Source organism: Campylobacter concisus (assembly GCF_002165815.1).
Lineage (GTDB): Bacteria > Campylobacterota > Campylobacteria > Campylobacterales > Campylobacteraceae > Campylobacter_A > Campylobacter_A concisus_BH.
Genome location: NZ_NDYN01000007.1, coordinates 1 through 22,118, shown reverse-complemented (window position 1 = coordinate 22,118; position 22,118 = coordinate 1). Strand labels below are relative to the sequence as shown.

Genomic DNA, 22,118 nt, shown 5'->3' with positions numbered 1-22,118 from the left:
TAAGGAGAGAGATGAAAAGGATTTTTGCGCTACTTTTAGGAGTGTTGTTTTTAGTAGGTTGTAGCTCGTCTCAGCCAAAGGTGCCACTTGCTGGCAAGTATAAATTTGAGGGCATTAGCTACACTCATGTGCAGCGCCACGAGCCGACAAAATTTCTCTATCAAAGTCCAAAAATGGTCGAGAAAAAATATAATAAGCAAATCACAGAGGCGCTTACAAAAGAAAATTTGCTTGATCAAAATTCAAGCGACGAGCTAAAGATCAAGATAACTCACCGCAGGGAATTTATGGGCGAGGCGACCTTTGCTAAAAGCGACAGGATGGGCAATATCTACCTTACTTACGAGGTAGAAGTCGTTAGAAATGGCGAAGTTTTGAGGCATTATAGCTCTAGCGAGCTAAGGTTTAACCCTGGGGTCTTTGGAAATTTAAAGGGGCTGGTTGGACAAAATAACGATGATAGCTTTGAAAATAAGGCGATTAACGCAAATGTAAAAGAGATCGTTGATACCATAAAAGGCATGAAGTAAATTTATGTCAAATAGAGGCTTTTTGTGGATATTGCTTGGCGCGGTGGCTGAGTGCGGCTGGGCGTATGGGCTAAAGCACGCGTCAAATTTAAGTGAATTTTTGCTTACGACGCTGCTAGTGAGCATAAGTTTTGTCTCGTTTATGAAAGCTTTAAAGTATCTGCCTGTAAGCATCTCTTATGCTGTATTTGTGGGCTTTGGGACAGTTTTTATCGTCATAGCCGAGATCGTTAGCGACTATGCAGCAAGTGGGATCATGCCAAATTTCATTAGGCTATTTTTCATAGCGACGCTCATTTTAGGCGTGCTTGGGCTAAAAGGCATAAAAGAATGATCCACTTTTTAGCACTTTTATTAGCTGGATGTTGTGAGGTCTCCGGCGTCTTTTTTATCACGAAATTTTCAAAAAGCACAGGCGTAAAAAAGTGGGCAAATTTCATCCTTTTGCTTGGAAATTTTGCCCTTTCTTTAACGCTACTTAGCTATGCGATGCAAACCATCGCTATGTCGGTGGCGTATGCGATCTGGACTGGCATCGGAGCGATCGGAGCAGTCGTAGTTGGCGTAGTTTTTGAAGGTGAAAAGATAAATTTTAAAAAGGCCTTGTTTTTAGCGCTCATTATCTTTAGTGTCATCATGCTAAAGATAGTTTGATGATTAAACAAGCTTTTGCTAAACTTGCATAAAAAAAGGAGAAAAGATGAAAATAATCGAAGGAAATTTAGCTTTAAAAGGCAACGAAAAGATAGCGATCATAAACGCAAGGTTTAATCACATCATCACAGACCGCTTGGTAGAGGGCGCAAAAGATGCATTTTTACGCCACGGCGGCGACGAGAAAAATTTAACTTTAGTGCTAGTCCCTGGCGCATTTGAGATACCTATGGCGCTTGAAAAGGTGCTTGCAAGCGGTAAATTTGACGCGGTCTGCTGTGTGGGGGCGGTGATAAGAGGCGCAACCCCACACTTTGACTACGTAAGCGCTGAGACCACCAAAGGCATCGCAAACGTAACGCTAAAATACGCAAAACCAGTCACATTTGGCGTTCTAACGGTAGATAACATCGAGCAAGCGATCGAGCGAGCTGGCAGCAAGGCTGGAAACAAGGGCTTTGAAGCGATGACGGGCGTTATAGAGATGCTAAATTTATACAAAAAGCTAGGAGAGTAAAATGGCCACACGTCATCAAGTGAGACAAGCCATCGTTTCGCTACTTTACTCAAACGAGATAAATCCGGTAACTGCGGAGTTTGAAGAGGAATTTTTAGAAGAGAAAAAGATAAGAAATGAGCGCAAAAACGAGGCGCAACAGACCTTTAAAGAGGTGCTTGCAAACAAAGAAAAACTAGATGAAATTTTAAAGCCACACCTAAAAGACGGCGACTTTAGTAAGGTTGGCGCAACAGAGCTAGCCATCCTTAGACTTGGGCTTTATGAGATGAAATTTAGCCAGACTGATAAAGCTGTCATCATAAACGAGGCGATCGAGCTTGCAAAGGAGCTTGGAAGCGATCAGGCGCCAAAATTTATAAACGGCGTGCTAGATAAGATAAAGGGCGATCTATGAAGCTCTGCGTCGCTCTTGATATGGCGAGCAAGGATGAAAATTTAGCCCTCGTGCGTGAGCTAAAAGGGCTTGATCTTTGGCTAAAAGTGGGGCTTAGAAGCTACCTTAGAGACGGAGCTAAATTTATAGAGGAGCTAAAAGGGGCAGGGGAGTTTAAAATCTTTCTTGATCTAAAGCTCTATGACATCCCAAACACGATGGCAGACGCGGCTGAGGTCGTCTCAAAGATAGGCGTGGATATGATAAACGTGCACGCAAGCGCTGGCGTACGTGCAATGAAAACTGTAATGGAGCGTCTTAATGCGCTGCAAAATCGCCCTTTGGTGCTTGCCGTATCGGCACTTACTAGCTTTAATGGGAGCGAATTTGAAGCGGTTTACAACGATACGCTTTCGCGCTCGGTTAGGAAATTTAGCCAGATGAGCTTTGAAGCGGGGCTTGACGGCATGGTCTGCTCGGTCTTTGAAAGCAAACTCATAAAAGACGTGACAAATCAAAATTTCATAACGCTTTGCCCTGGAGTTAGGCCTTTTGGCGAGAGTGCGGGCGATCAAAAGAGGGTTGCAAATTTGGTTAGCGCAAAGCAAGAGGGCAGCGACTTTATCGTCGTTGGCAGACCGATCTACGAAAACGCAAACCCAAGAGAAATTTGCGAACGAATTTTGGAGCAAATTTAACGCTCGAGTTTTGCGCGAAATTTGACGGGAAATCATTTTAAGGGTGGTTTTGCGCGAGAAAATTTTAATAAAATTATTTCGTTAGGCGACTGAACGCGGCAGTAAGATGAAATTTAAAATTTCATTTAAAGTGATGAGTTTGGCGGAGCTTAAAAGAAATTTGAGGTAAATTTGAGCAATTTTAAAAAATCCCCTATGTCGGCGAGGCGACCGAAGCTGATCTGTTGGCACTTGGCTATGATGGCATCGCTTCGCTAAAGGGCGCGGACCCTGAGGAGATGTTTGAACGCACAAAGGCTCTCGGGCGCGGCAGCGACAGGTGCATCCTCTATGTTTACCGCATGGTCTGCTACTACGCAAATACGCCGCACCTAGACAAGGCCAAGCTAAAATGGTGGCTTTGGAAGGATTAAATTTTTAAAATTTGGTAGCCACTATTTATAAACAGCACAAAATTTTATCAACTTTTACAAGCATTGAGCCACGGTTTTAACGTTATTTTAAAGCCTTTATGCATAAAATCACAAACTATTATTATCAGAACTTTTTAGTTGGCTTTTTGACTTAGTAAAACAAAAACCATAGGTAGCAAAGGGTAACTAATATTTTTAATTATATAAATAAGGTAAAAATGAGACTCTGGACGATAAATTTTAAATATCTTGACACGAAGGGTCTTGTGGCTCTGTGGAGAGAGGCTTTGCTGGCTAAAAATGTTTTAGAAGGGCTGACAAAAGGCTATAAAAACCACCCACAATTAATTAGATTTTACACTCATCAAAACTCTATAGATGCCATAAACGCCTATCTTTTGGAAGTTTATAAAGAGGCTTGCGTTCGTGGATATAAATTTGATGTTGCAAAAGTTGGCAAATTTGACGTAGAAAATTTATCTAAGATCGCCGTTACTAGAGGTCAAATCGAGTATGAATTTAGCTTTTTACAAGAAAAACTAAAACTAAGAGATTTAAAAAAATACAAAGAAAATTTAAATGTAAAAAATATAGAAATTTCTACTATTTTTACGAAGATAGATGGCGAGATCGAGCCTTGGGAGAAGCCAAAAACGCTCATTTAGTTTTTATACTATAAATTTTTTAACGATCTCTATCCTATTTATATCCTCAAATTTGATCCTTGTTTTTACGACCATGAGGATTTTATCTTTGAAATTTACATCTGAGACTAGCCCGCTAGTTTTTACGTAAGTAAAGCCGTTGTGGTAGCTCACACGCACTTCGTCAGCTATCTTTATCTCGCTTATCTTTTTTAAAATTTCATCGATCTTGCTCTCGTCAAGCTCGAGCTTTTCGCATCTTTCTCGCTCTTTTTGTCGCAAGGCTCGCTCTAAGGTAGAAAGTGGATTAAACGAGCTAAAAATTTTCGCCCTATCTTTACTCACCGCTCTTGTGCCCTCCGATCTTCTTGTTTCTATCTTGCCCAGTCGCCTCTGGCAGCAGGTCGATCGCGCGTAGGATCGAGTTTTTGCCAAATTTCTCTTTTATCAAATTTAGCGATTTTAGCACTGCTTTTTCTTTGGCGTCATCTTCAAATAGGCTAAATTCTGCCAAATTTTCTTTTACCACATCGTTTGCTGATATGCCTATTTGCCTGATTAGCCCAGTATTTTTTATCTTATTTAAAAGCAGCTCCTCAGCCGCGCTCATCAGTACGCTTGAGACATTTGTTGGCGTTTTAAACCGCACGCTTGCACGTTGCTGCGGCTCAAGCTTATCGGCAAATCTCACATTTATCGTTAGCCCACTAGCCCTCACATCTTTGTTTATGAGCCTAAGAGCGAGCCTGTCAGCCATCTCTTTTAGCACGATCACCGCCTCGCAGCGCTCATAGTCTCTAGGCAAAATTTCCGAGCTAAAGTAGGACTTCGTGCTTGGTTTATACGCCTTTATATCAGCTATCGTCGTTGGCTCTATGCCGTTAGCGTGATCTATCGTGATGTAGGCATCGACGCCAAAAATTTTTTCAAGCAGGCTTTTTGGTGCATTTGCGATATCTTTCATACAAAAAATGCCGCATTTTTCGAGCTTTAGCCTAGTTTGCTTACCGATACGCCAAAAGTCACTTAGTGGCTGGTGCGTCCAGAGCTGCTTTTTGTAAAGCTCTTCGTCAAGGTAGGCGATGCCGTCATCTTGGTGCTTTGCTAATATATCAAGCGCGATCTTTGCGAGGTACAAATTTGTCCCCATGCCACAAGTCGCCGTCACGCCAGTCGTTTTTAAGATCTCATCCATCATCATCTTCGCCATCTCTTTTGCGCCAAGAGCGTAAAATTTCAAGTAAGAAGTGAGGTCTATGAAGCACTCATCGATCGAATAGACGTAGATGTCCTCTTTGGAGACATATTTTAGATAAATTTCATAGATCCTTGCGGCGTAGTCGATGTAAAACTGCATCCTAGGTGGCGCGATGATAAATTTGATATCCCTTGGTATCTCAAAGAGTCTGCAGCGGTTTTTCACCCCTTTTGCACGAAGCGCAGGGCTAACAGCTAAGCAGATGCCGCCACTGCCACGACTAGCGTCAGCCACGACTAGATCGGCCTTAAATGGATCAAGCCCGCGCTCGACGCACTCAACCGAGGCGTAAAAGGACTTTAGGTCGATAACAGCGTAAATTTTGCTCTTTGGATTTTCATTTTTCATGAGAGGATTATAGATGAAATTTGGTAAAAGTTAGTTTGTAAATTTTGTTTGAAATGGTTTGAAATTTTTTAGAAAATAAAATAAAAAAAGGCTAAATTTGAGTGCAAAACCACGTACCAAAGATACCGCCTCCACTCACAGCTAAGTAGCTTAGTGATCAGAAACTACGCCAAGCTGAGCGCAAGAGAGCCGTAAATGACACCAAAGCCAAAAGGCATAGCAACTGGCGACGTGGCGAGAGTCTTTAGCGACATGGGCGAAATTTTAGTTGGCGCGCTTGTCACTCATCATACCAGAGCACGTCATCGCTATCTGTGAGGGTGTGTGGTATGATCCTGAAGTGCTAAGCAAAAGAGCCTTTGCAAGCATGGCTGCGTCAATGTCCTAACTCGCGACAAAGGCACACTAGCACCACTCAAAGCAACTGCGGACACGGGGTCTTAGCAAATTTAGAAAAATTTAAAGGCGAGATCAAGTTGGTCGCTGTAAATTTCTAAATTTAGCCCTCTTTTGGGGCTAAGTCAAATTTAGCCGTAAATTTTCTTTAAATTTTCAAGCTTTGTGCTTGCATTTAGCAGTAGCATATCAGCTAGAACTAGCCTTATCATCGCGGTTGCGACGACACTGCCACGTATGCCTATACAAGGATCATGCCTGCCTCTTAGCTCAAAATCAACCGCCTCGCCAGCTAAATTTAGCGTCTTTTGCTCTTTAAATATCGAAGGCGTTGGCTTAAAATGGCTCTTTAGCACGATTTCAGCCCCACTGCTTATGCCTCCAAGTATGCCACCAGCGTTGTTGCTCAAAAAGCCAAGCTCGTCCATCTCGTCGTTGTTTGCTGAGCCAAGCATAGAGCTTACATTTACGCCAGCGCCGATCTCTACGGCTTTTACTCCGTTTATACCCATTAGAGCAGCTGCCAAAGCGCTATCAAGCCTATCGTAAAGTGGCTCGCCAAGACCAGCTGGCACGCCTCTAGCCACGCTTAAAACCACAGCTCCAACGCTATCGTGCTCGCTTCTAGCTTTATTTAACGCCTCTTTCATCGCCTCTTCGTTGCCAAGGGCGTAAATTTGTGAATTTTTGGCAAAATCAAAATCAACCTTTTCACTAATGACCTTGCCGATGCCAAGCACGCCGCTTAAAACTTCTATCTTAAATTCATTTAAAAGTAGCTGCGCAAATGCCCCACCAGCGACCCTTACTGCAGTCTCTCTCGCACTCGCACGCCCACCACCTCTGTGATCTCTGATGCCATATTTTTTAAAATATGTAAAATCAGCATGTCCAGGGCGGAAAATTTCACACAAATTTTCATAGTCGTTTGACTTTTGGTTGTTGTTAAAAATGGCAAAACTTATCGGCGCACCAGTGCTCATCCCATCAAAGACGCCGCTAAAAATTTCTATCTTATCAGCCTCATCTCTTGCCGTTGTGAAGCTACTTTGCCCAGGGCGACGCTTATCAAGCTCGCTTTGTATGAACTCTGCATCGATCTTTAGCCCAGCAGGTAGCCCATCTATCACGCCACCGATCGCCACCCCATGGCTCTCACCAAAGCTAGTTAAGGTTAGTTTTTTGCCAAAAGTATTCAAAATTTATCCTATTTTTTGATTTTTTCTAGTGCAATTTTTGCTGCGAGCTGTTGGGCTTGCTTTTTCGAGCTTCCAACGGCACGTGAAATTTCTTTGCCATTTAGCAGCAAGGCTATCTCAAATTCTTTCTTATGATCAGGGCCAAAAGAGCCTATGAGCTCGTATGTTGGTATGACGCCAAGGGTCGCTTGAGTGACCTCTTGAAGGGCAGTTTTGTAGTCCTTTTCAAGGTGCGCAAAGTCGATTTGTGGATAACAAAGCTCAAGCAGGCTAATAGAAATTTCCCTAACTTTATCAAGTCCAGCCTCTAGGTAGATAGCGCCCATCACCGCTTCAAATGCGTCGCTTAAGATACTATCTTTCTCGCGGCCGCCGTTGTTTTCCTCAGCTTGGCTAAGTCTTAAAAACTCGCCCATTTTTAGCCGCCTAGACATATTTGCAAAGCTTTTTTCATTGACAAGCGCGGCACGAAGTTTGCTCATGTCGCCCTCTGCGATCTTACTAAATTTCTTAAAAAGATACTCAGCCACGAGCAGATCCATCACCGCATCGCCCAAAAACTCAAGCCTCTCGTTATTTAACGCCTGCTTGGTGCTCTTGTGAGTTAGTGCCTCTTCTAAAAGCTCAGATTTTTTAAATTTATAGCCAAGATTACGTTCAAATTCTTCTAAATTTTTCATATCTTATTCTCATCTTTTATTTTTAATGCCTCGTCTCTTGCCATCTGGTCGCACTCCTCGTTTTCAGGGTGTCCAGCGTGCCCCTTAACCCAGCTAGCCACGACTTTATGCGGCTTTGAAATTTCTAAATACTCCTGCCAAAGTTCGACATTTTTTACATTTTTAAAATTTCTCTTTTGCCAGTTTGCAAGCCACTCATTTATGCTATTTACCACGTATGAGCTATCGGTTATTAGCCTTACCTCGCAGGGCTCTTTTAGCGCTTTTAGCCCCATTATCGCAGCTTTTAGCTCCATTTGGTTATTTGTAGTATACGCCTCGCCGCCACTTGCTTTTTTCTGCGCTTCATTAAATCTCAATATATAAGCCCAACCACCAGCTCCAGGGTTTCCAAGGCATGAGCCATCACTAAAAAGTGTTACTATCTTCACTTGGTTTTTCTGTGATGTGGGATAAAATTTTGACGCTACCTAGCTCGTGACAGACCGGACAGCGGTAAAAGTGCATAGGAAATGAGTTTTTGCAGTTTTTGCAAACGTAGTTAAAGCTTAGCCCTGCTGCGTCAAATTTAGCGTCCTTTAGCCTTTTTATGACATTTAGCTCAAAGCCGTAAATTTCACATGGCTCATCTATGTCGCCCTTTGCGTAAAAGAGAGATTTGTATTTTGCATCGTCTAAATTTATAGGCGTTTTTAGGTTGTAAAGTAGATCGAGCACATCTTCAAATTTGGCAAAATCTTTTAAATTTTCTAAATTTTCATTGTGTCTTATGAAAAGGGCTAAGATCATGCGCTTTAAGAGCTCAAAATTTTGGCTAAGGTGCGAGAGGATTTCTACCTTTTCGCTAAAGCTTAAATTTCTATCATCAAGCGTGCTGATCGCCTTTATATAGGCCTTTTGATCTTTTACATTTGTCCCTAGCTCTTCAAGAGAATTTAGCGCATAAAGGGCTTCTTTATAGTTTTTAAGCTTCTCATCTATCATCGTTAAAAAGCGAAGTGCGAGGATATTTCTAGGGCTTAGCTCAAGCGCTTTTTCAAAGATTTCGCTAGCTTTTTTTAAAAATCCAGCCTTAAAATAGACCTCTCCAAGCTCGTTTAGGATAAATTCCTTCTCGTTTTTATCTTTTACCTTTTCAAGTGCGATGAGATAGACGCCGATTGATTTTTCAAAGTCGCCATTTTTAGCAAAGGTCTGACCTAGCATGCTAAGGCTTGGTATATCTACTTCTGGGCTTTTTAGCATCTGCTTGTGCTCGTCGCTTATGCCATCTTTGCTGTCAAATTTCTTTATAAATTTCTCGATGCGTTTTTTCTCATCTTTGCTAGAAAATATGCCCCAAGCATAGCTTAAAGCAGCGATCATCAAGATGATACTAAATAGAATAATAAGGCTAAATATCGGATCTCTGTGTCCAATGAAAAAAATATCCACGCTTATACTTTGTAATAAAATTTTACTTTAATTATAACAAAGCAGTTGTATAATTTTGCTTATGATAGATCCAAAATCCATTGAAAAATTAAAAAACCAAATAGACATTGTTAATATCATCGAGCAGTATATCCCAGTTAAAAAGATGGGCTCAAGCTACAAGTGTGTCTGTCCGTTTCACGACGACAAAAACCCGAGCATGAGCATAAATCAAAACAAGCAGATGTATCACTGCTTTGCCTGCAAAGCTGGCGGAGATGCGGTCAAATTTGTGATGGATTATGAAAAGCTCACCTACCCAGAGGCGATAGAAAAGATCGCTCAAATTTCAAATTTCAGCCTTGAATACACAAACGACAAGGTGCCAACACAAAAAGAAAACAAGCACATTTTAGAAAAGGTAAATGCCTTTTATAGGAGTGAGTTTTACAAAAATGAAGCGGCCGTTAGATATATCAAGTCGCGCGGCATAAATGACGCTATGATAGAGAAATTTGAGCTTGGCTGGGCTGGAGATAGTAAAAGTACCATTAGGCTTTTGCAAAATGAAAACATAGAGCCAAAAGAGGCGCTTGAAGTTGGCATCGTAAAGCAAAATGAGAAGGGAATTTACGCTAGTTTCATCGAGCGCATAACATTTCCTATCTACTCGCACACCACAAGGCTAGTTGGCTTTGGCGGTAGAACGATCTCGGATCACCCTGCAAAATATGTAAATTCGCCCCAAAGTGCGGTATTTGACAAGTCAAAGCTGCTCTATGGCTACCACCTAGCTAGGCAAAGTATCTTTGAGAAAAATCAGATCATCATAACAGAGGGCTACCTTGACGTCATCATGCTTCACTACGCTGGCTTTACAAATGCTGTTGCAGTGCTTGGCACAGCACTTACTACAAGCCACTTGCCACTTTTAAAAAGGGGCGAGATAAGCGTGGTGCTTTGCTTTGACGGAGATGGCGCTGGCATAAATGCAGCCATAAAGTCGGCTCACCTGCTAAGCATAAATAAGATAGATACAAAAGTAGTCATCATAAGTAACGGCGCAGATCCTGCTGATATGGTCTTTGCAGGTAAGATAAAGGAGCTAAAAGAGCTCTTTGGCTCAGGCGAGGACGCGGTGAAATTTTATATAGAAAAGATCATGCAAAAGTATGACATAACCCGCTCAATGCAAAGAGATAACTGCCTAAGCGAGATAAAAGCCTATATGGACGAGCTTGGAGAGGAGATAGCAAGCTCGTATGTGACTGAGGTTGCGGCAAGATTTAACCTAACTCCACAAAGCGTGGCAGATAGGTTTGGGCTAAAGCAGAAGCCAAAAAATGAATATAAATTTAAAAAAGAGTTTAGAAAAAAAGATAAAGATGAATTTAGCAACTCTGTCATGGTAGATGAGGTGCCAGCTGTGATGAACAAAGACCCGCTTGAGTTTGCACTTTTTAAAACCATGCTAAACAACCCAAACTACAGAGATGAGATACTCTCAAAGCTTGGGGCTAGATACTTTATAAAGCATCCTGAGTATCTAAACGCCATCCTTTATAGATACGATGTGAGCGATGAGGAGATGGTTAGAGAAATTTTAATGGACGAAAAGATCCATGAGATCACCGATGCAACCACTTTGCAAAAGGCAATTTTGAATATGCAAATCGCCTTTTATGAGAACGAACAGCAAATTTTAAAAGGCTCTGACAACCCAAATAAGATAGAAATTTTAGAAAAACTGCTATTTATCATCAAAGATCTCAAGACTCAGCTTTATAAAATTTAAAAACTCACACTTTTTCAGCTTCAAATCATAAAACAAAATGTAAAATATCTAGAAGTAATAAATTTTCTTAAGTTTATTTTTATATTTAAGGTTCTTTTATGATAAATTCTAAGAGATTTGAGGCAAATTTTAACGCTATAAGCGAATTTGGAGCGCTAAAAGGCGGTGGGCTAACAAGGCTAGCTTTTAGCAAAGAGGACCTTGAAGCAAGAGAATTTCTTATAAATTTGATAGAGAAAAATGGCTTTAAACTTAAAATTGACAATGTCGGCAACATCTACGCCATCTATGATGATGGTTGCGAGGCGGACGCGAAGCCAGTTTGCGTGGGCTCTCACATAGATAGCGTGCCAAATGGTGGCTTTTATGACGGCACACTTGGCGTCATGGCTGGTCTTGAGGCACTAACTGCGATAAAAGAGGCTGGCATCAGGCTAAAGCGCCCACTTTGGCTCATAAATTTTAGTTGTGAGGAATCAAGTCGCTTTAAGACAGCGACTATCGGCAGCAAGATAATAAGCGGCAAACTAAGCCAGCAAAGACTTCATGAGCTAAAAGATGAAGATGGAATTTCACTTTTTGAGGCGATGAGTGCGGCTGGGTTTAAGCCACAAAATTTAGATGAAGCCGTCCTAAAAGAAAACTCCCTACACGCATACTTAGAGCTTCACATCGAGCAAGGCCCAGTGCTTGAGCGAAGCGGCATAAGCGTCGGCGTTGTAAGCGGGATCGCAGCTCCTATTAGATTTGAGATCACAATACAGGGCAAAGCTGATCACAGCGGCGCAACTCCGATGAATATGCGCAGTGACGCCCTGCTTGCCGCTTCACACATCATAATCGCTGCAAATAAATTTGCCAAAAACAAAAAAACAGCTGTTGCAACCATTGGCTACGCGCATGCAAAGCCAGGCGTTTTAAATGTCGTGCCAGGTGAGGCGAGACTTGGAGTTGATCTAAGAGATATCGATAAGGCAAGCTTAGCGGAGCTAAATTTAGAGCTTAGAAATTTCGTAGACACGCTAAGCCATGAGCTTAAATTTAGCTACGATATAAGAGAGCTAAGTAGCGACGAGCCAGTAAAACTAAGCGAACACGCCATAAATTTACTTGAAGATGAAGCCAAAAAGCTTGGCATAAAAACGCTTACTTTGCCAAGTGGGGCTGGGCATGATGCGATGAATTTAACAAAGCTAGCAAGCAGCGTTGGCATGCTCTTTATCCCTTGCGTGGATGGTATCAGCCACAACACCAAAGAGGCGATAAATTTCAAAGACGCAGTAGCCGCAACTAAAATTTTAACAAACGCACTAATAAGACTTTCAAACGAGGAGTAGTCATGGACAAAATAGCAAAATTAGCACTATCTTTAAAAGAGGATATGATCAAAGATCGCAGATACTTTCACTCGCACCCAGAAACTGGCTGGTTTACATTTTTTACGACCGCAGTTTTGGCAAAAAGGCTTAGCGAGCTAGGATATGAAGTGAAGCTTGGCGAAGAGGTCGTAAAGAGCGATGCAAGGCTTGGAGTTGGCAGCAAAGAGCAGTGCCAAAAGGCGATCGAGCGGGCAAAAAGTCTTTTAAATCCTGACGAGGCAAAATACCTTGAATGCATGAAAGATGGCCTAACTGGGCTGACAGCCTTCATCGACACAAAAAGGCCTGGTAAATTTAGTGCATTTAGATTTGACATCGATAGCGTTGATGTGACAGAGAGCGCAGAGGCTGCTCATAGGCCTTGCAAAGAGGGCTTTGGCTCAGATATCGCTGGTATCACGCACGCTTGTGGGCACGATGGACACATGGCGATGGGTCTAGCGCTTGCAAAGCTGATCGCTAAAAATTTAGACGAGTTTAACGGCAAATTTAAATTTATATTTCAAACCGCAGAAGAGGGCACAAGGGGCGCCGTGGCTATGGAGGCTGCTGGGGTGCTTGAGGGCATCGAGTACCTACTTGGCGGACACATCGGCTTTCAAGCAGAAACAAATGGGGGCATAGTTTGTGGCACAAATAAATTGCTTGCAACATCTAAATTTGACGTGCATATCACTGGTCGTTCAGCTCACGCAGCAGGAGCGCCGCAGGAGGGAGCAAATGCCCTTTTAGCCGCTGCTCAAATGGCTTTAAATATGCATGGCATCACAAGGCACGCAAAGGGCGTGACTAGGATAAATGTGGGCGTTTTAAGGGCAGGTGAGGGCAGAAATGTCATCGCACCAAATGGCTATCTAGCCTGCGAAACAAGGGGTGAGGATACAAATTTAAATGAGTTTATGTATAAAAAATGTATGGATATCGTAAAAGGCGTGAGTGAAATTTACGGCGTTGAGAGTAAGGTCGTGATGACTGGGGGCACAAGTGGGGCAAATAGCGACAAAGAGGTGACTGAAATTTTCTATGAAGCAGCAAAAGAGAGTCCATTTATAGATGATGATAAGATCGTTAAAGAGCTTGACTTTGGCGCTTGCGAGGACTTCGCTCACTTTATGAGAGCTTTGCAAGATAGGGGCGCAAAGAGCGGATATATGATGATCGGCACAAATTTAAAAGCAGGACATCACAACAGCAAATTTGACTTTGACGAGGAGTGTTTGGTCGCTGGGGTTGATATCTATCTAAGGGCTGCTTACAAACTAAACGGAGCTAAAAAATGAAAAATGCTTTACTAATCAGCGCTTCAAGCTACCAAGATACTGGCTACTTGAGACACTGCAAAAACTGGGTTAAGGACTTCTTGGGTGAGAGCGGTAAGGAGGAAATTTTATTTATCCCTTATGCTGGAGTTAGACGAAGTAATGACGAATACGAGCAAAAGGTTATAGACCGCCTAAAAAATAAAAATATAAAGTCGATCCACCACTACGAGGATAAAATTTCAGCTATCAAAAATGCCAGCAGTATCGCAGTTGGCGGTGGCAATACCTTCATGCTGCTTTACACGCTTTATAAGCTAAATTTAATTGAGCCTATAAAAGAGGCTGTGGCAAATGGCGCAAAGTACTTTGGCTGGTCAGCAGGCGCAAATATCGCTGGTAAGACGATGATGACGACAAATGATATGCCTATCATCATGCCAAAGTCATTTGATAGCCTAAATATCTTCCCATATCAGATCAATCCGCACTTCATAAGTGGCAAACTAGCAGGTCATAACGGCGAGAGCAGGGAGGAGAGGCTAGAGGAGTTTTTAATAGCAAATCCAAAAGATGCTATCTACGCGTTGCCTGAGGGCACGGCTTTGCTTATAGAGGATAGCGAGGCTGAGGTCATAGGACATAGTGAAATTTTAAAATTTGAGTATCAAAAAGAGATAGAAAAAATAGAAGTTGGAACTAAATTTAAAATCTAAACAAGGAGAGAGGTATGGAATCATTTAAACTAATTGCTGCCATTCTTGGCATCGTTGCAGTTGTAGCACTTCTAGTCTTAAAAAAAGAGACGAGAACGGTGCTAATAGGTGTTGGTTTGGTGCTTTGTATAATCGCACTAAAACCGATGGGTGCACTAAGTGCTTTTACTGACTATATGACAAAAGCTGGTCTTATAAAGGCTATATGTGCTAGTATGGGTTTTGCCTTTGTTATGAAATACACAATGTGCGATAAACACCTTGTTGCGCTTCTTACAAAGCCACTTAAAAACGTGGGATTTATCTTGATCCCTGTAACAACCGTGCTAACTTACTTTATAAATATCGCCATCCCTTCAGCTGCTGGCTGCTCTGCTGCTGTTGGTGCGACGCTCATACCGCTTCTTATGGCTTCAGGCGTTCGCCCTGCGATGGCTGGTGCGGCTGTTTTTGCAGGCACATTTGGCTCAGTTCTAAGCCCTGGCTCTGCGCACAACATATATGTGGCTGACCTTGTTAAAAAGACAGTTGAAGGCTACACAGTTCAAGACATCATAAAAGTGCAAATTCCTAGCGCATTTACAGCTCTTGCTATCGTAGTTGTCATGCTAACTATCGTTGCAATATTATTTAAAGACTATCAAAAAGGTACAAATTTCACTCTTGAAAATGGCGATACAAGCGAAGAGAAGTCAGCGTTTAAAGTAAATTTGATCTACGCTATTATGCCACTTGTCCCACTTGTGATATTAGTTATCGGCGGAACAAGCCTAGCAAAAGACTACAGCTTTTTGGCATGGACAAAGATGGGCGTTGCTGAGGCGATGATACTTGGCGCTATCATAGCTATATTTGCTACGCTTACAAACCCACAAAAGATCACAAAAGAGTTCTTTAACGGCATGGGTCACGCTTACGCTGATGTTATCGGTATCATCATCGCAGCTGGCGTCTTTGTCGCTGGCTTAAAGGCGTGCGGAGCTGTTGATGTGGTCATCGCATGGCTAAAAACTGATCAAAGCTACGTTAAATTTGGCGGAACATTTGTGCCATTTATCATGGGTATAGTTACAGGCTCAGGCGACGCTGCTACATTTGCATTTAACGAAGCTGTCACAACAAATGCTGCTGCTCTTGGCTTTGAGCAAGATAAGCTTGGTATGGCTGCAGCAATCGCAGGCTCACTTGGACGTTCAGCTTCTCCGATCGCTGGAGCTGCTATCGTTTGTGCTGGTATCGCTATGGTTAGCCCAGTCGAGCTTGCAAAAAGAACGTTTTTAGGCATGTTTCTCTCTGTTGTGGCGATCGCATTTTTCGTCATCTAAGGATGAAAGATGGATATCGTAGAGAGATTTATAAACTATACGAAATTTAACACCACGACAAATAAAGAGAATGGATTAAAAGGCATCATGCCTTCTAATCCAACCGAGTACGAGCTAGCCAAATTTATAAAAGATGAGCTTAGCTCGCTTGGTATAAAAGATATCATCTTGCAAGATAGTGCTATCTTGATAGCAAAAATTCCTGCAAACTGCGAAAATGCTCCAAGTATCGCCTTTTTTGCACACTTAGATACAAGCAGCGAGCAAAAAAACGACACAAAAGCGAAGATAGTAAAATACACAGGCGGCGACATCTGCCTAAACGAAGAGCAGGGCATTTACCTTAAATTTAGCGACAACCCAGAGCTTAAAAAATACGTTGGCGACGATATAGTCGTGACTGACGGCACTAGCTTGCTTGGTGCTGACGATAAGGCGGCGATCGCTAGTATCGTAAATATGGCTAGCTTTTTCATGCAAAATCCTGATGTAAAGCACGGCAGGATCGTGATCTGCTTCGTGCCTGATGAGGAGCAGGGCTTGCTTGGTGCAAAGGCACTTGATGTAAATTTACTAGGAGCTGACTTTGGCTACTGCTTAGACTGCTGCGAGATAGGCGAGCTAATATACGAAAACTGGAACGCAGCTGACTGCACGGCGATCTTTAAAGGCGTTTCGGCTCATCCGATGAACGCAAAGGGCAAGCTTGTAAATTCGCTACTTCTTGCGCATAAATTTATCTCTCTTTTGCCAGGCGGCGAAGTGCCAGAGTGCACCGAGGGCAAAGAGGGCTATTTCTGGGTAAAAGAGCTTAGCGGAAACAGCGCGAAAACGACGCTTAAGATCGACATAAGAGAATTTGATGAGGTGAAATTTCAAAAAAGGCTTGAGTTTTTAAGCGAGATGGCAAGCTCTTTTAATAAAATTTATGGAGATCGTTGCGAGATCACGCTAAAAACACGATATGAAAACGTCTTTAAGTTCTTAAAAGATGAAAACTCACTGCCTATAAAACTAGCAAAAGATGCCTTTAGTGAGCTAAATATCACGCCAAACATAAAGCCGATGCGTGGCGGATACGACGGCGCTGCGATCTCTGCAAAGGGCGTGCCAACGCTAAATTTATTCACAGGTGGAAATAACTTTCACTCCGTCTTCGAGTACTTGCCAGTTAGCAGCCTAAAAGCCGCAAGCGAAGTGATTAAAAAAATCGTAATTAACGCTGCTAAATAAACTTCATAAAAGCCTAGATTTAGTAAATTTAGGCTTTAAATTTTACTTTCAGGACAAAAATGAAGGCTTTAGCTTTGTTTAGCGGAGGGCTTGATAGCATGCTCTCTATGAAAATAATAAGTGATCAAAATATCGAAGTGGTCGCACTTTATATGGATACTGGATTTGGCGTGGATGAGGAGAAGCACGAAGTTTTAAGGCGCCGTGCAGCCTTGGCTGGGGCTAGCCTAAAGGTGGTTGATATGAGAAACGAGTATCTTCGCGACGTACTCTTTAACCCAAAATACGGCTACGGCAAGCAGTTTAACCCTTGCATCGACTGCCACGGATATATGTTTAAAACCGCTCTTAATATGCTAAAAAGCGAAAATGCAAATTTTATAATCACTGGCGAAGTCGTAGGACAAAGGCCGATGAGTCAGCGCAGAGACGCACTTTTTCAGGTTAAACGCCTAGCTGATGACGAGGATGATCTAGTGCTTCGTCCGATGTGTGCTAAGCTCTTGCCGCCAACTAAGCCAGAGCGCGAGGGCTGGGTCGATAGAGAGAAGCTACTTGACATAAGCGGGCGTGATAGAAAGCCGCAGCTTGCTTTGGCGAAGGAATTTGGCTTTGAGGACTTTGCAACGCCTGGAGGTGGGTGTTTGCTAACGATCGAGAGCTTTGCAGTAAAGATAAAAGACTACTTGAAATTTGATAAAGAGATGCGAGATATCGACGTTACGTGGCTAAAACTTGGTAGGCATCTGCGCTTGGTTGATGGAGCTAAAATGATAATAGGGCGTGATGAGAGCGACAATAACGCACTTTTGGCTCATCCAAATGATAAATTTGAGCAGGTTAAATTTAAAGAGAGCGATGACATCGTGGGAGCTGTTAGTTTTATAAGTAAAAACGCTAGCAAAGCCGACAAAGAGCTTGCTGCAAGGCTCGCGCTAGCATATACAAAAGCTAGCAAAGATGATGAATTTGAAGTTAGCATCGCTAATGAGAAATTTATCATCAAACCTGAAGATAAAAAGCTAGCACAAGAGTTTTTTGTGAAGTAAATTTATACAATTAAAACACTGTTTTCTTTTTAAAATTGGTATTAGTCTAAGCAAAACCAAAAAATAGCTGTGTCAGATAGACCAAAAGTGCTTCATATCGCTGATGGCAAGAATTTATTCAATAGAAGCTGAGACAAAGAAATTTTATAAAGAATTTTTACACTACGACCTAAGTGACAAAGAGGTTGGCTGCATCTTAAATGGCTTAGATCCAGAGGGTAAATAGAATTTATAAAATTTTGGGCTGTTTTTATAATTTTTAGTATTATCTTAGGTATTAAATAAAGGATAAAAATGCAAACCATACAAGCAAATTTCACAGCTAGCATAAGCGAGCTAAAAAAGTCTCCAGCTCAAATTTTAAAATAAGCCAGAGATAGTGTCATAGCTATACTAAACCACAATGTCCCTAGTGCCTATCTAGTACCTAGTGCTGTCTATGAAAAAATGACAGAGATAATAGAAGAGTATCATTTAAGCAAAGCAGTAGATGCTGCTCTAGCAAGTGGCGAAAAATCACATTCGTATTATTTGTTTGCATATTTTACTTTATAAACTTAAGCCAACACTTTGTTTAACAAATTTATAATAAGCGTTTTTTATCTTAATCTTAAAGGAATAAACATGAAAGGGACTGTATTAGCTCCTGGCATAATATTAAATGCTGATGATCAGCGTTTTACTTATCTACAAGAAGATGTAGCATCTGTGACAAAAGACGGAGCCGCCATAGTTTTAAAACAAGGCGATGAGGTTGATTTTATCGCAGATGGACAAACCGCAAAACAAATCTATCTCACAAAAGCAAAATCTATGAATCTAAATTTAGATAACATAAATTTTGATATTAAAAGCAATGATTTATCTACCATTAGAACGCTGGGATTAGCAGGTTCAGCTTTACCTATTTTGGGCATTATTCCTTTCATCGGGTTTATCTTTTTTATCGCTGGATTTTTATGTATGTTGTTTTCTATATTTAAGCTATCAGATAAAGTCGGTAGTCCTACACTAAAGAAAAACTATATCTTATATCTAGTTGTCGCGGTAGCATCGACTATCCTGATCTCGATCGGCGCGATAACGGGAGCATTAGGCTTTGCTGGTATGGGCTCTGGCTATGCAAATGCTGGTGGGACAGGTGCTATTTTTGGTATTATTTTAGGCTTAGCGGGCGTTGCAGGTATGATTTATGCATTTTTCAAAGAATTTCAAGTCTATAACGAGCTTTCAAACATATCTGGCGATAAATTTTTCCTCTACTATTTTATAGGTTCGGTTGTTGGAGCCCTTACTGTATTCATATTCATTGGTTATATCTTGTTGATTGTGGCATTTGTTTTACAAATCATCGCATGGTATAGATTGCAAGAGATCAAAACAGCTTAAACTTTTCAATCATAAATCGGAGAGGAATTTTCTGCTCCGATTTTCTTTCTTTATACAACACAAAAATTGTATTTAATTGCCTTATTATAGTAAGTTTGCAGTATAAAATTTTGCTAAATACTTATGCTAAGCCTATTAATGCAAACACGCTAAAGGCTAAAGTGGAGATGGTATCATATGAAAATGAGTAAGAGTAAATTTTTCAGCTATGAAAAATGGCAGAGATAATAGAATAGTATCATTTAAGTAAAACAGTAGATGCTGTTTTAGCAAGTGATGAAAAACCAGTAAAAGTAAGTCTAGATGAGATATGAGTTAGAATTTTGATAAGCGTAAAAAAAGAGGCCTTTATAAAAAATTTAAAATATTTGCTATCTAATCTTTTAATAATAGAAAATTTAACAATAAGCAAAAGAGTAAATTTACTGAAATCATTTTGCAAAAATTTAAAAAACTGTACCATACTTTTAGGAAATTTTAAAGAAAGGGAAACTGCAAAAAGGGCAGTTAAAGTATCGATAAGTAGGGCATCTATGGTGTCACGGGGGAGACTTGAACTCCCGACCTCCGGCTTATGAGATAAATTTTTAAATATCGCTTAAAGTCCTGCTACATCGCCATTACAAACAACTTTTTGTCATAAGCATTAGTCGAGTGTCCCACTTTTGTTCCACTGCAAATCCATGATACATCTAAAAAACCGCAATGGAATTTATTACTACCGAAGCGTCATTGCACCAAACGCAAGAAAATTTTTAAAATGCTCAAGAGAGCTAAGTTTCTCCTTGGGTACTTGTTCCATATTAAAAGCCAGAAAATCTGCTAGAATCTATGATAGATATATTTATCTAATAACAAAGGCGGTGGATATGAGGCTAAATCAAGGAATTATAGATTCATTAGTTGATAGTTTTATGCAGGCAAAGGTTGATAAGAGCATAAAAGAGCATTCGCTTTATGATAAAAAGATAGATATTGACTTTGCAGATGCGCTAAATAGACATTTTAAAGAGGCTTTAAAAGATAATACCTTTCCTGATTTACTTATTAAAAGTAATGAGACTTTGATAAGTAAGGCTGAAATTTTATCCGCCAATAGTATAGATGAAGCCATAGACCAAGATGATAAAGCAAGCATAGCTCAAACCCTGCTAGAAAAACACATATTGTCCCTAAACTACCTAATATCAAAGCTTTATAAGAGCACAAGCCTTGTGTCTAAAAGACTTAAATTTTTAAGCAAACAAGATGAAAGTTATAGCTTTGAGCCAAACGATATAGAGAGCTTCCAAGATAACATCAACTCTCTAGATGAAACAAGTGGATTACCTCTTAACAAAGAAGATATCAAAAGCCTAGCTAAAAATTTCTCACATGCCATAATGGCAACTGCTGAGCAACAATACGGACTTAACAATCCTTTTAAGCTAGTAAAAACAAAAGGTGATGAGAGGAGTGCAGAGCAGATACTAACTAGCGATAGCCATCTAATAGGCAAGCGCATAAAAGTAGGAGATGGTAGCTTTGGCATGGGTAGCTTAAACGATGAGGCAGTGCAAGAATACGAGATAGTGCCATGCACTACTAGCCCAAAAAAGATAGAGAGCAGGGAGATCGTCACACTAAAAACGGCATTTGAAAATTTTACAGCTAACACTAGCGTTAGTCAAAAGTGGTCAAGTAGCACTATGGATCTGGTAAATATAGTGGGCAATATATTATTTAAATTCTTTCATCCAAGCAAGGATATCACAGCCATATCACGGGATGATCTGCTTAAATTTAGAAATACTTTGGCTCACATACCAACCAAGCTAAATCAAAAAGCCAAATATAAAGACAAAAGCTTAGAGCAAATCATACACATAGGCAAAAATGATGCCAAGCTGTCACAAGTAACCATACAAAAATATATGATAAGGGTAGTGCAGTTCTTTAAGTATTGCTACAACAGCGACTACATAAGTAAGAGCATTGTAAATGACCTAAACGTAAAAGTAGAGATAAATCCAATGGAGCGTAAGGTGCTACCTTATAGCAAAGAAGAGGCTAATGCTATCTTTAAAATAGTCCAAAATTTTAAAGAGACCAACAAGTCACCAAGCAAGCGGATAAGTGCAAATGATCTATACTATATAACCATGATAGCGGCATATAGTGGCATGAGAATAAACGAGATAGTTCAGCTAAGAGCACGTGATATCATGCAACACAATAACGTGCTTTGCTTTAGCATAAATAGAGATGATGGTAAGAGTACTAAAAATATAAATTCCATAAGGCTTGTGCCAGTGCATAGCAAGCTAATAGAGCTTGGACTAATGGAGTTTATAAAACAAAGAGCTAATGCAAATAAAAATATCTTTAAAGTAAGCAATAAAGACTTTTCAGAAATTTTTAGATCACAAATACAACGAAAGCTAATAAGTAGCGACAAACAAAAGACTTTTTACTCGTTTAGGCACTATTTTATAGATACGCTTGTCCAACAAGAAGTAGAGCCAAATATCATAGCTCAAATAGTAGGACATGAGAAGCAGTATAAAATTTTACTCGGAACATATGCTACAAATATAAATGCCAGTGTTTTAAAAGCAAAAGTTGAAATGGTGTGCTATTAGATATTAGATGTATGGTTTATAATGGATACATGCTTTTTTCTATAAACCATAATCTATTACTTGATATTAAAGTGTTAATCCTTTATATTATGCTCTTTTGCATAGCTTAATATCTTAGCTCTAAGATCTTCAGGGAAGCTATCTCTATACATTACTGGTGTTAGAGGATTTAGCTTTTTATCTAATTTACCAGCCTCATATAGTCTTGTTAGCTCTTCTGGTGTGT

At 40.7% G+C, this 22,118-nt stretch carries 26 protein-coding genes and 1 pseudogene; 20 read left to right on the top strand and 7 right to left on the bottom strand.

From position 1 onward, the window contains the following. Nucleotides 1-11 precede the first annotated feature (11 nt). The 8 genes from B9N65_RS07890 (at nucleotide 12) to B9N65_RS07855 (ending at nucleotide 3,853) form a co-directional block, all read left to right on the top strand. Nucleotides 12-530: a hypothetical protein gene (locus B9N65_RS07890; protein WP_087583482.1), complete on the top strand. Its 519-nt coding sequence runs from the start codon at nucleotides 12-14 to the stop codon at nucleotides 528-530. Nucleotides 531-534: 4 nt separating this feature from the next. After that, complete coding sequence (locus B9N65_RS07885; RefSeq protein ID WP_087583481.1) at nucleotides 535-864, top strand: DMT family transporter; 330 nt, start codon at nucleotides 535-537, stop codon at nucleotides 862-864. After that, nucleotides 861-1,184, top strand: coding sequence for a DMT family transporter (locus B9N65_RS07880; RefSeq protein ID WP_004317710.1), 324 nt, complete (start codon nucleotides 861-863; stop codon nucleotides 1,182-1,184). Before B9N65_RS07885 ends, B9N65_RS07880 begins: the two co-directional genes overlap by 4 nt. Nucleotides 1,185-1,230: 46 nt before the next feature. Continuing rightward, nucleotides 1,231-1,701, top strand: coding sequence for a 6,7-dimethyl-8-ribityllumazine synthase (gene ribH, locus B9N65_RS07875; protein WP_021084559.1), 471 nt, complete (start codon nucleotides 1,231-1,233; stop codon nucleotides 1,699-1,701). A 1-nt stretch (nucleotide 1,702) separates the two neighbouring features. After that, the gene (gene nusB, locus B9N65_RS07870) at nucleotides 1,703-2,098 is read left to right on the top strand and encodes a transcription antitermination factor NusB (protein ID WP_004317696.1); all 396 of its coding nucleotides are present in this window, start codon (nucleotides 1,703-1,705) and stop codon (nucleotides 2,096-2,098) included. Then, nucleotides 2,095-2,775 (top strand): orotidine-5'-phosphate decarboxylase, encoded by a 681-nt coding sequence (pyrF, locus tag B9N65_RS07865; RefSeq protein ID WP_087583480.1) that lies wholly within the window; start codon nucleotides 2,095-2,097, stop codon nucleotides 2,773-2,775. The genes nusB and pyrF overlap by 4 nt, the downstream gene beginning before the upstream one ends. A gap of 188 nt (nucleotides 2,776-2,963) precedes the next feature. Beyond that, nucleotides 2,964-3,188 carry a helix-hairpin-helix domain-containing protein gene (locus B9N65_RS07860; RefSeq protein WP_087583479.1) on the top strand — a complete coding sequence of 75 codons (225 nt, stop codon included), beginning with the start codon at nucleotides 2,964-2,966 and terminating at the stop codon, nucleotides 3,186-3,188. Nucleotides 3,189-3,406: 218 nt separating this feature from the next. Further along, nucleotides 3,407-3,853, top strand: a complete 447-nt coding sequence (locus tag B9N65_RS07855) for a pyrimidine dimer DNA glycosylase/endonuclease V (protein ID WP_087583478.1) — start codon at nucleotides 3,407-3,409, stop codon at nucleotides 3,851-3,853. 3 nt (nucleotides 3,854-3,856) lie between these two features. Here the strand turns inward: B9N65_RS07855 and B9N65_RS07850 are convergent, their stop codons facing one another. Beyond that, entirely contained in the window at nucleotides 3,857-4,177 is a 321-nt protein-coding gene (locus tag B9N65_RS07850; protein WP_087583477.1) for a YolD-like family protein, read from the bottom strand. Beyond that, entirely contained in the window at nucleotides 4,170-5,438 is a 1,269-nt protein-coding gene (locus B9N65_RS07845; RefSeq protein ID WP_087583476.1) for a Y-family DNA polymerase, read from the bottom strand. Before B9N65_RS07845 ends, B9N65_RS07850 begins: the two co-directional genes overlap by 8 nt. Before the next feature lie 195 nt (nucleotides 5,439-5,633). Between B9N65_RS07845 and B9N65_RS11290 the strand changes: the two genes are divergently transcribed. Beyond that, the gene (locus B9N65_RS11290) at nucleotides 5,634-5,756 is read left to right on the top strand and encodes a hypothetical protein (protein ID WP_257640046.1); all 123 of its coding nucleotides are present in this window, start codon (nucleotides 5,634-5,636) and stop codon (nucleotides 5,754-5,756) included. Nucleotides 5,757-5,797: 41 nt separating this feature from the next. Beyond that, complete coding sequence (locus tag B9N65_RS11285; RefSeq protein WP_257640045.1) at nucleotides 5,798-5,935, top strand: hypothetical protein; 138 nt, start codon at nucleotides 5,798-5,800, stop codon at nucleotides 5,933-5,935. 30 nt (nucleotides 5,936-5,965) lie between these two features. Here B9N65_RS11285 and aroC read toward each other — a convergent pair whose 3' ends face one another. Genes aroC through B9N65_RS07820 form a run of 4 tightly spaced genes read right to left on the bottom strand, consistent with a single transcriptional unit; the run spans nucleotide 5,966 to nucleotide 9,147 of the window. Further along, nucleotides 5,966-7,033 carry a chorismate synthase gene (gene aroC, locus B9N65_RS07835; protein WP_087583475.1) on the bottom strand — a complete coding sequence of 356 codons (1,068 nt, stop codon included), beginning with the start codon at nucleotides 7,031-7,033 and terminating at the stop codon, nucleotides 5,966-5,968. A gap of 8 nt (nucleotides 7,034-7,041) precedes the next feature. After that, complete coding sequence (rnc, locus tag B9N65_RS07830) at nucleotides 7,042-7,713, bottom strand: ribonuclease III (RefSeq protein ID WP_021084206.1); 672 nt, start codon at nucleotides 7,711-7,713, stop codon at nucleotides 7,042-7,044. Next, nucleotides 7,710-8,144: a ribonuclease HI gene (rnhA, locus tag B9N65_RS07825; protein ID WP_087583474.1), complete on the bottom strand. Its 435-nt coding sequence runs from the start codon at nucleotides 8,142-8,144 to the stop codon at nucleotides 7,710-7,712. The genes rnc and rnhA overlap by 4 nt, the downstream gene beginning before the upstream one ends. Beyond that, entirely contained in the window at nucleotides 8,122-9,147 is a 1,026-nt protein-coding gene (locus B9N65_RS07820) for a tetratricopeptide repeat protein (RefSeq protein ID WP_087583473.1), read from the bottom strand. The genes rnhA and B9N65_RS07820 overlap by 23 nt, the downstream gene beginning before the upstream one ends. 61 nt (nucleotides 9,148-9,208) lie before the next feature. Between B9N65_RS07820 and dnaG the strand changes: the two genes are divergently transcribed. The 10 genes from dnaG (at nucleotide 9,209) to B9N65_RS07765 (ending at nucleotide 21,892) form a co-directional block, all read left to right on the top strand. Continuing rightward, a complete protein-coding gene (dnaG, locus tag B9N65_RS07815; RefSeq protein ID WP_180385139.1) occupies nucleotides 9,209-10,921 on the top strand; it encodes a DNA primase in 1,713 nt (570 codons plus the stop codon). A 98-nt stretch (nucleotides 10,922-11,019) separates the two neighbouring features. After that, nucleotides 11,020-12,258: a M20 family metallo-hydrolase gene (locus tag B9N65_RS07810; RefSeq protein WP_087583471.1), complete on the top strand. Its 1,239-nt coding sequence runs from the start codon at nucleotides 11,020-11,022 to the stop codon at nucleotides 12,256-12,258. A gap of 2 nt (nucleotides 12,259-12,260) precedes the next feature. Then, the gene (locus B9N65_RS07805; protein ID WP_087583470.1) at nucleotides 12,261-13,580 is read left to right on the top strand and encodes an amidohydrolase; all 1,320 of its coding nucleotides are present in this window, start codon (nucleotides 12,261-12,263) and stop codon (nucleotides 13,578-13,580) included. Continuing rightward, nucleotides 13,577-14,275: a dipeptidase PepE gene (pepE, locus tag B9N65_RS07800; protein ID WP_087583469.1), complete on the top strand. Its 699-nt coding sequence runs from the start codon at nucleotides 13,577-13,579 to the stop codon at nucleotides 14,273-14,275. Before B9N65_RS07805 ends, pepE begins: the two co-directional genes overlap by 4 nt. A gap of 14 nt (nucleotides 14,276-14,289) precedes the next feature. Then, nucleotides 14,290-15,600 (top strand): C4-dicarboxylate transporter DcuC, encoded by a 1,311-nt coding sequence (gene dcuC, locus B9N65_RS07795; RefSeq protein WP_087583468.1) that lies wholly within the window; start codon nucleotides 14,290-14,292, stop codon nucleotides 15,598-15,600. Nucleotides 15,601-15,609: 9 nt separating this feature from the next. Further along, nucleotides 15,610-16,833, top strand: a complete 1,224-nt coding sequence (pepT, locus tag B9N65_RS07790) for a peptidase T (protein WP_087583467.1) — start codon at nucleotides 15,610-15,612, stop codon at nucleotides 16,831-16,833. Between the two features lie 59 nt (nucleotides 16,834-16,892). After that, complete coding sequence (locus tag B9N65_RS07785) at nucleotides 16,893-17,882, top strand: argininosuccinate synthase domain-containing protein (RefSeq protein WP_048809749.1); 990 nt, start codon at nucleotides 16,893-16,895, stop codon at nucleotides 17,880-17,882. 103 nt (nucleotides 17,883-17,985) lie between these two features. After that, a complete protein-coding gene (locus tag B9N65_RS11280; protein ID WP_012001245.1) occupies nucleotides 17,986-18,108 on the top strand; it encodes a hypothetical protein in 123 nt (40 codons plus the stop codon). Between the two features lie 398 nt (nucleotides 18,109-18,506). Next, nucleotides 18,507-19,271, top strand: coding sequence for a DUF996 domain-containing protein (locus tag B9N65_RS07775; RefSeq protein ID WP_021089909.1), 765 nt, complete (start codon nucleotides 18,507-18,509; stop codon nucleotides 19,269-19,271). An 869-nt stretch (nucleotides 19,272-20,140) separates the two neighbouring features. After that, a complete protein-coding gene (locus B9N65_RS07765; RefSeq protein ID WP_087583465.1) occupies nucleotides 20,141-21,892 on the top strand; it encodes a site-specific integrase in 1,752 nt (583 codons plus the stop codon). A gap of 74 nt (nucleotides 21,893-21,966) precedes the next feature. Here the strand turns inward: B9N65_RS07765 and B9N65_RS11275 are convergent. Beyond that, nucleotides 21,967-22,118: pseudogene (locus tag B9N65_RS11275) on the bottom strand (thioredoxin reductase); the annotation flags it as partial.

What these genes read in the sequence shown, in the direction of transcription:
- B9N65_RS07890 (WP_087583482.1), top strand. Translation starts at nt 12, where the DNA reads ATGAAAAGGATTTTTGCGCTACTTTTAGGAGTGTTGTTTTTAGTAGGT.
- B9N65_RS07885 (WP_087583481.1), top strand. Translation starts at nt 535, where the DNA reads ATGTCAAATAGAGGCTTTTTGTGGATATTGCTTGGCGCGGTGGCTGAG.
- B9N65_RS07880 (WP_004317710.1), top strand. Translation starts at nt 861, where the DNA reads ATGATCCACTTTTTAGCACTTTTATTAGCTGGATGTTGTGAGGTCTCC.
- ribH (WP_021084559.1), top strand. Translation starts at nt 1,231, where the DNA reads ATGAAAATAATCGAAGGAAATTTAGCTTTAAAAGGCAACGAAAAGATA.
- nusB (WP_004317696.1), top strand. Translation starts at nt 1,703, where the DNA reads ATGGCCACACGTCATCAAGTGAGACAAGCCATCGTTTCGCTACTTTAC.
- pyrF (WP_087583480.1), top strand. Translation starts at nt 2,095, where the DNA reads ATGAAGCTCTGCGTCGCTCTTGATATGGCGAGCAAGGATGAAAATTTA.
- B9N65_RS07855 (WP_087583478.1), top strand. Translation starts at nt 3,407, where the DNA reads ATGAGACTCTGGACGATAAATTTTAAATATCTTGACACGAAGGGTCTT.
- B9N65_RS07845 (WP_087583476.1), bottom strand. Translation starts at nt 5,438, where the DNA reads ATGAAAAATGAAAATCCAAAGAGCAAAATTTACGCTGTTATCGACCTA.
- B9N65_RS11290 (WP_257640046.1), top strand. Translation starts at nt 5,634, where the DNA reads ATGACACCAAAGCCAAAAGGCATAGCAACTGGCGACGTGGCGAGAGTC.
- rnc (WP_021084206.1), bottom strand. Translation starts at nt 7,713, where the DNA reads ATGAAAAATTTAGAAGAATTTGAACGTAATCTTGGCTATAAATTTAAA.
- dnaG (WP_180385139.1), top strand. Translation starts at nt 9,209, where the DNA reads ATGATAGATCCAAAATCCATTGAAAAATTAAAAAACCAAATAGACATT.
- B9N65_RS07810 (WP_087583471.1), top strand. Translation starts at nt 11,020, where the DNA reads ATGATAAATTCTAAGAGATTTGAGGCAAATTTTAACGCTATAAGCGAA.
- B9N65_RS07805 (WP_087583470.1), top strand. Translation starts at nt 12,261, where the DNA reads ATGGACAAAATAGCAAAATTAGCACTATCTTTAAAAGAGGATATGATC.
- pepE (WP_087583469.1), top strand. Translation starts at nt 13,577, where the DNA reads ATGAAAAATGCTTTACTAATCAGCGCTTCAAGCTACCAAGATACTGGC.
- dcuC (WP_087583468.1), top strand. Translation starts at nt 14,290, where the DNA reads ATGGAATCATTTAAACTAATTGCTGCCATTCTTGGCATCGTTGCAGTT.
- pepT (WP_087583467.1), top strand. Translation starts at nt 15,610, where the DNA reads ATGGATATCGTAGAGAGATTTATAAACTATACGAAATTTAACACCACG.
- B9N65_RS07785 (WP_048809749.1), top strand. Translation starts at nt 16,893, where the DNA reads ATGAAGGCTTTAGCTTTGTTTAGCGGAGGGCTTGATAGCATGCTCTCT.
- B9N65_RS11280 (WP_012001245.1), top strand. Translation starts at nt 17,986, where the DNA reads ATGGCAAGAATTTATTCAATAGAAGCTGAGACAAAGAAATTTTATAAA.
- B9N65_RS07775 (WP_021089909.1), top strand. Translation starts at nt 18,507, where the DNA reads ATGAAAGGGACTGTATTAGCTCCTGGCATAATATTAAATGCTGATGAT.
- B9N65_RS07765 (WP_087583465.1), top strand. Translation starts at nt 20,141, where the DNA reads ATGAGGCTAAATCAAGGAATTATAGATTCATTAGTTGATAGTTTTATG.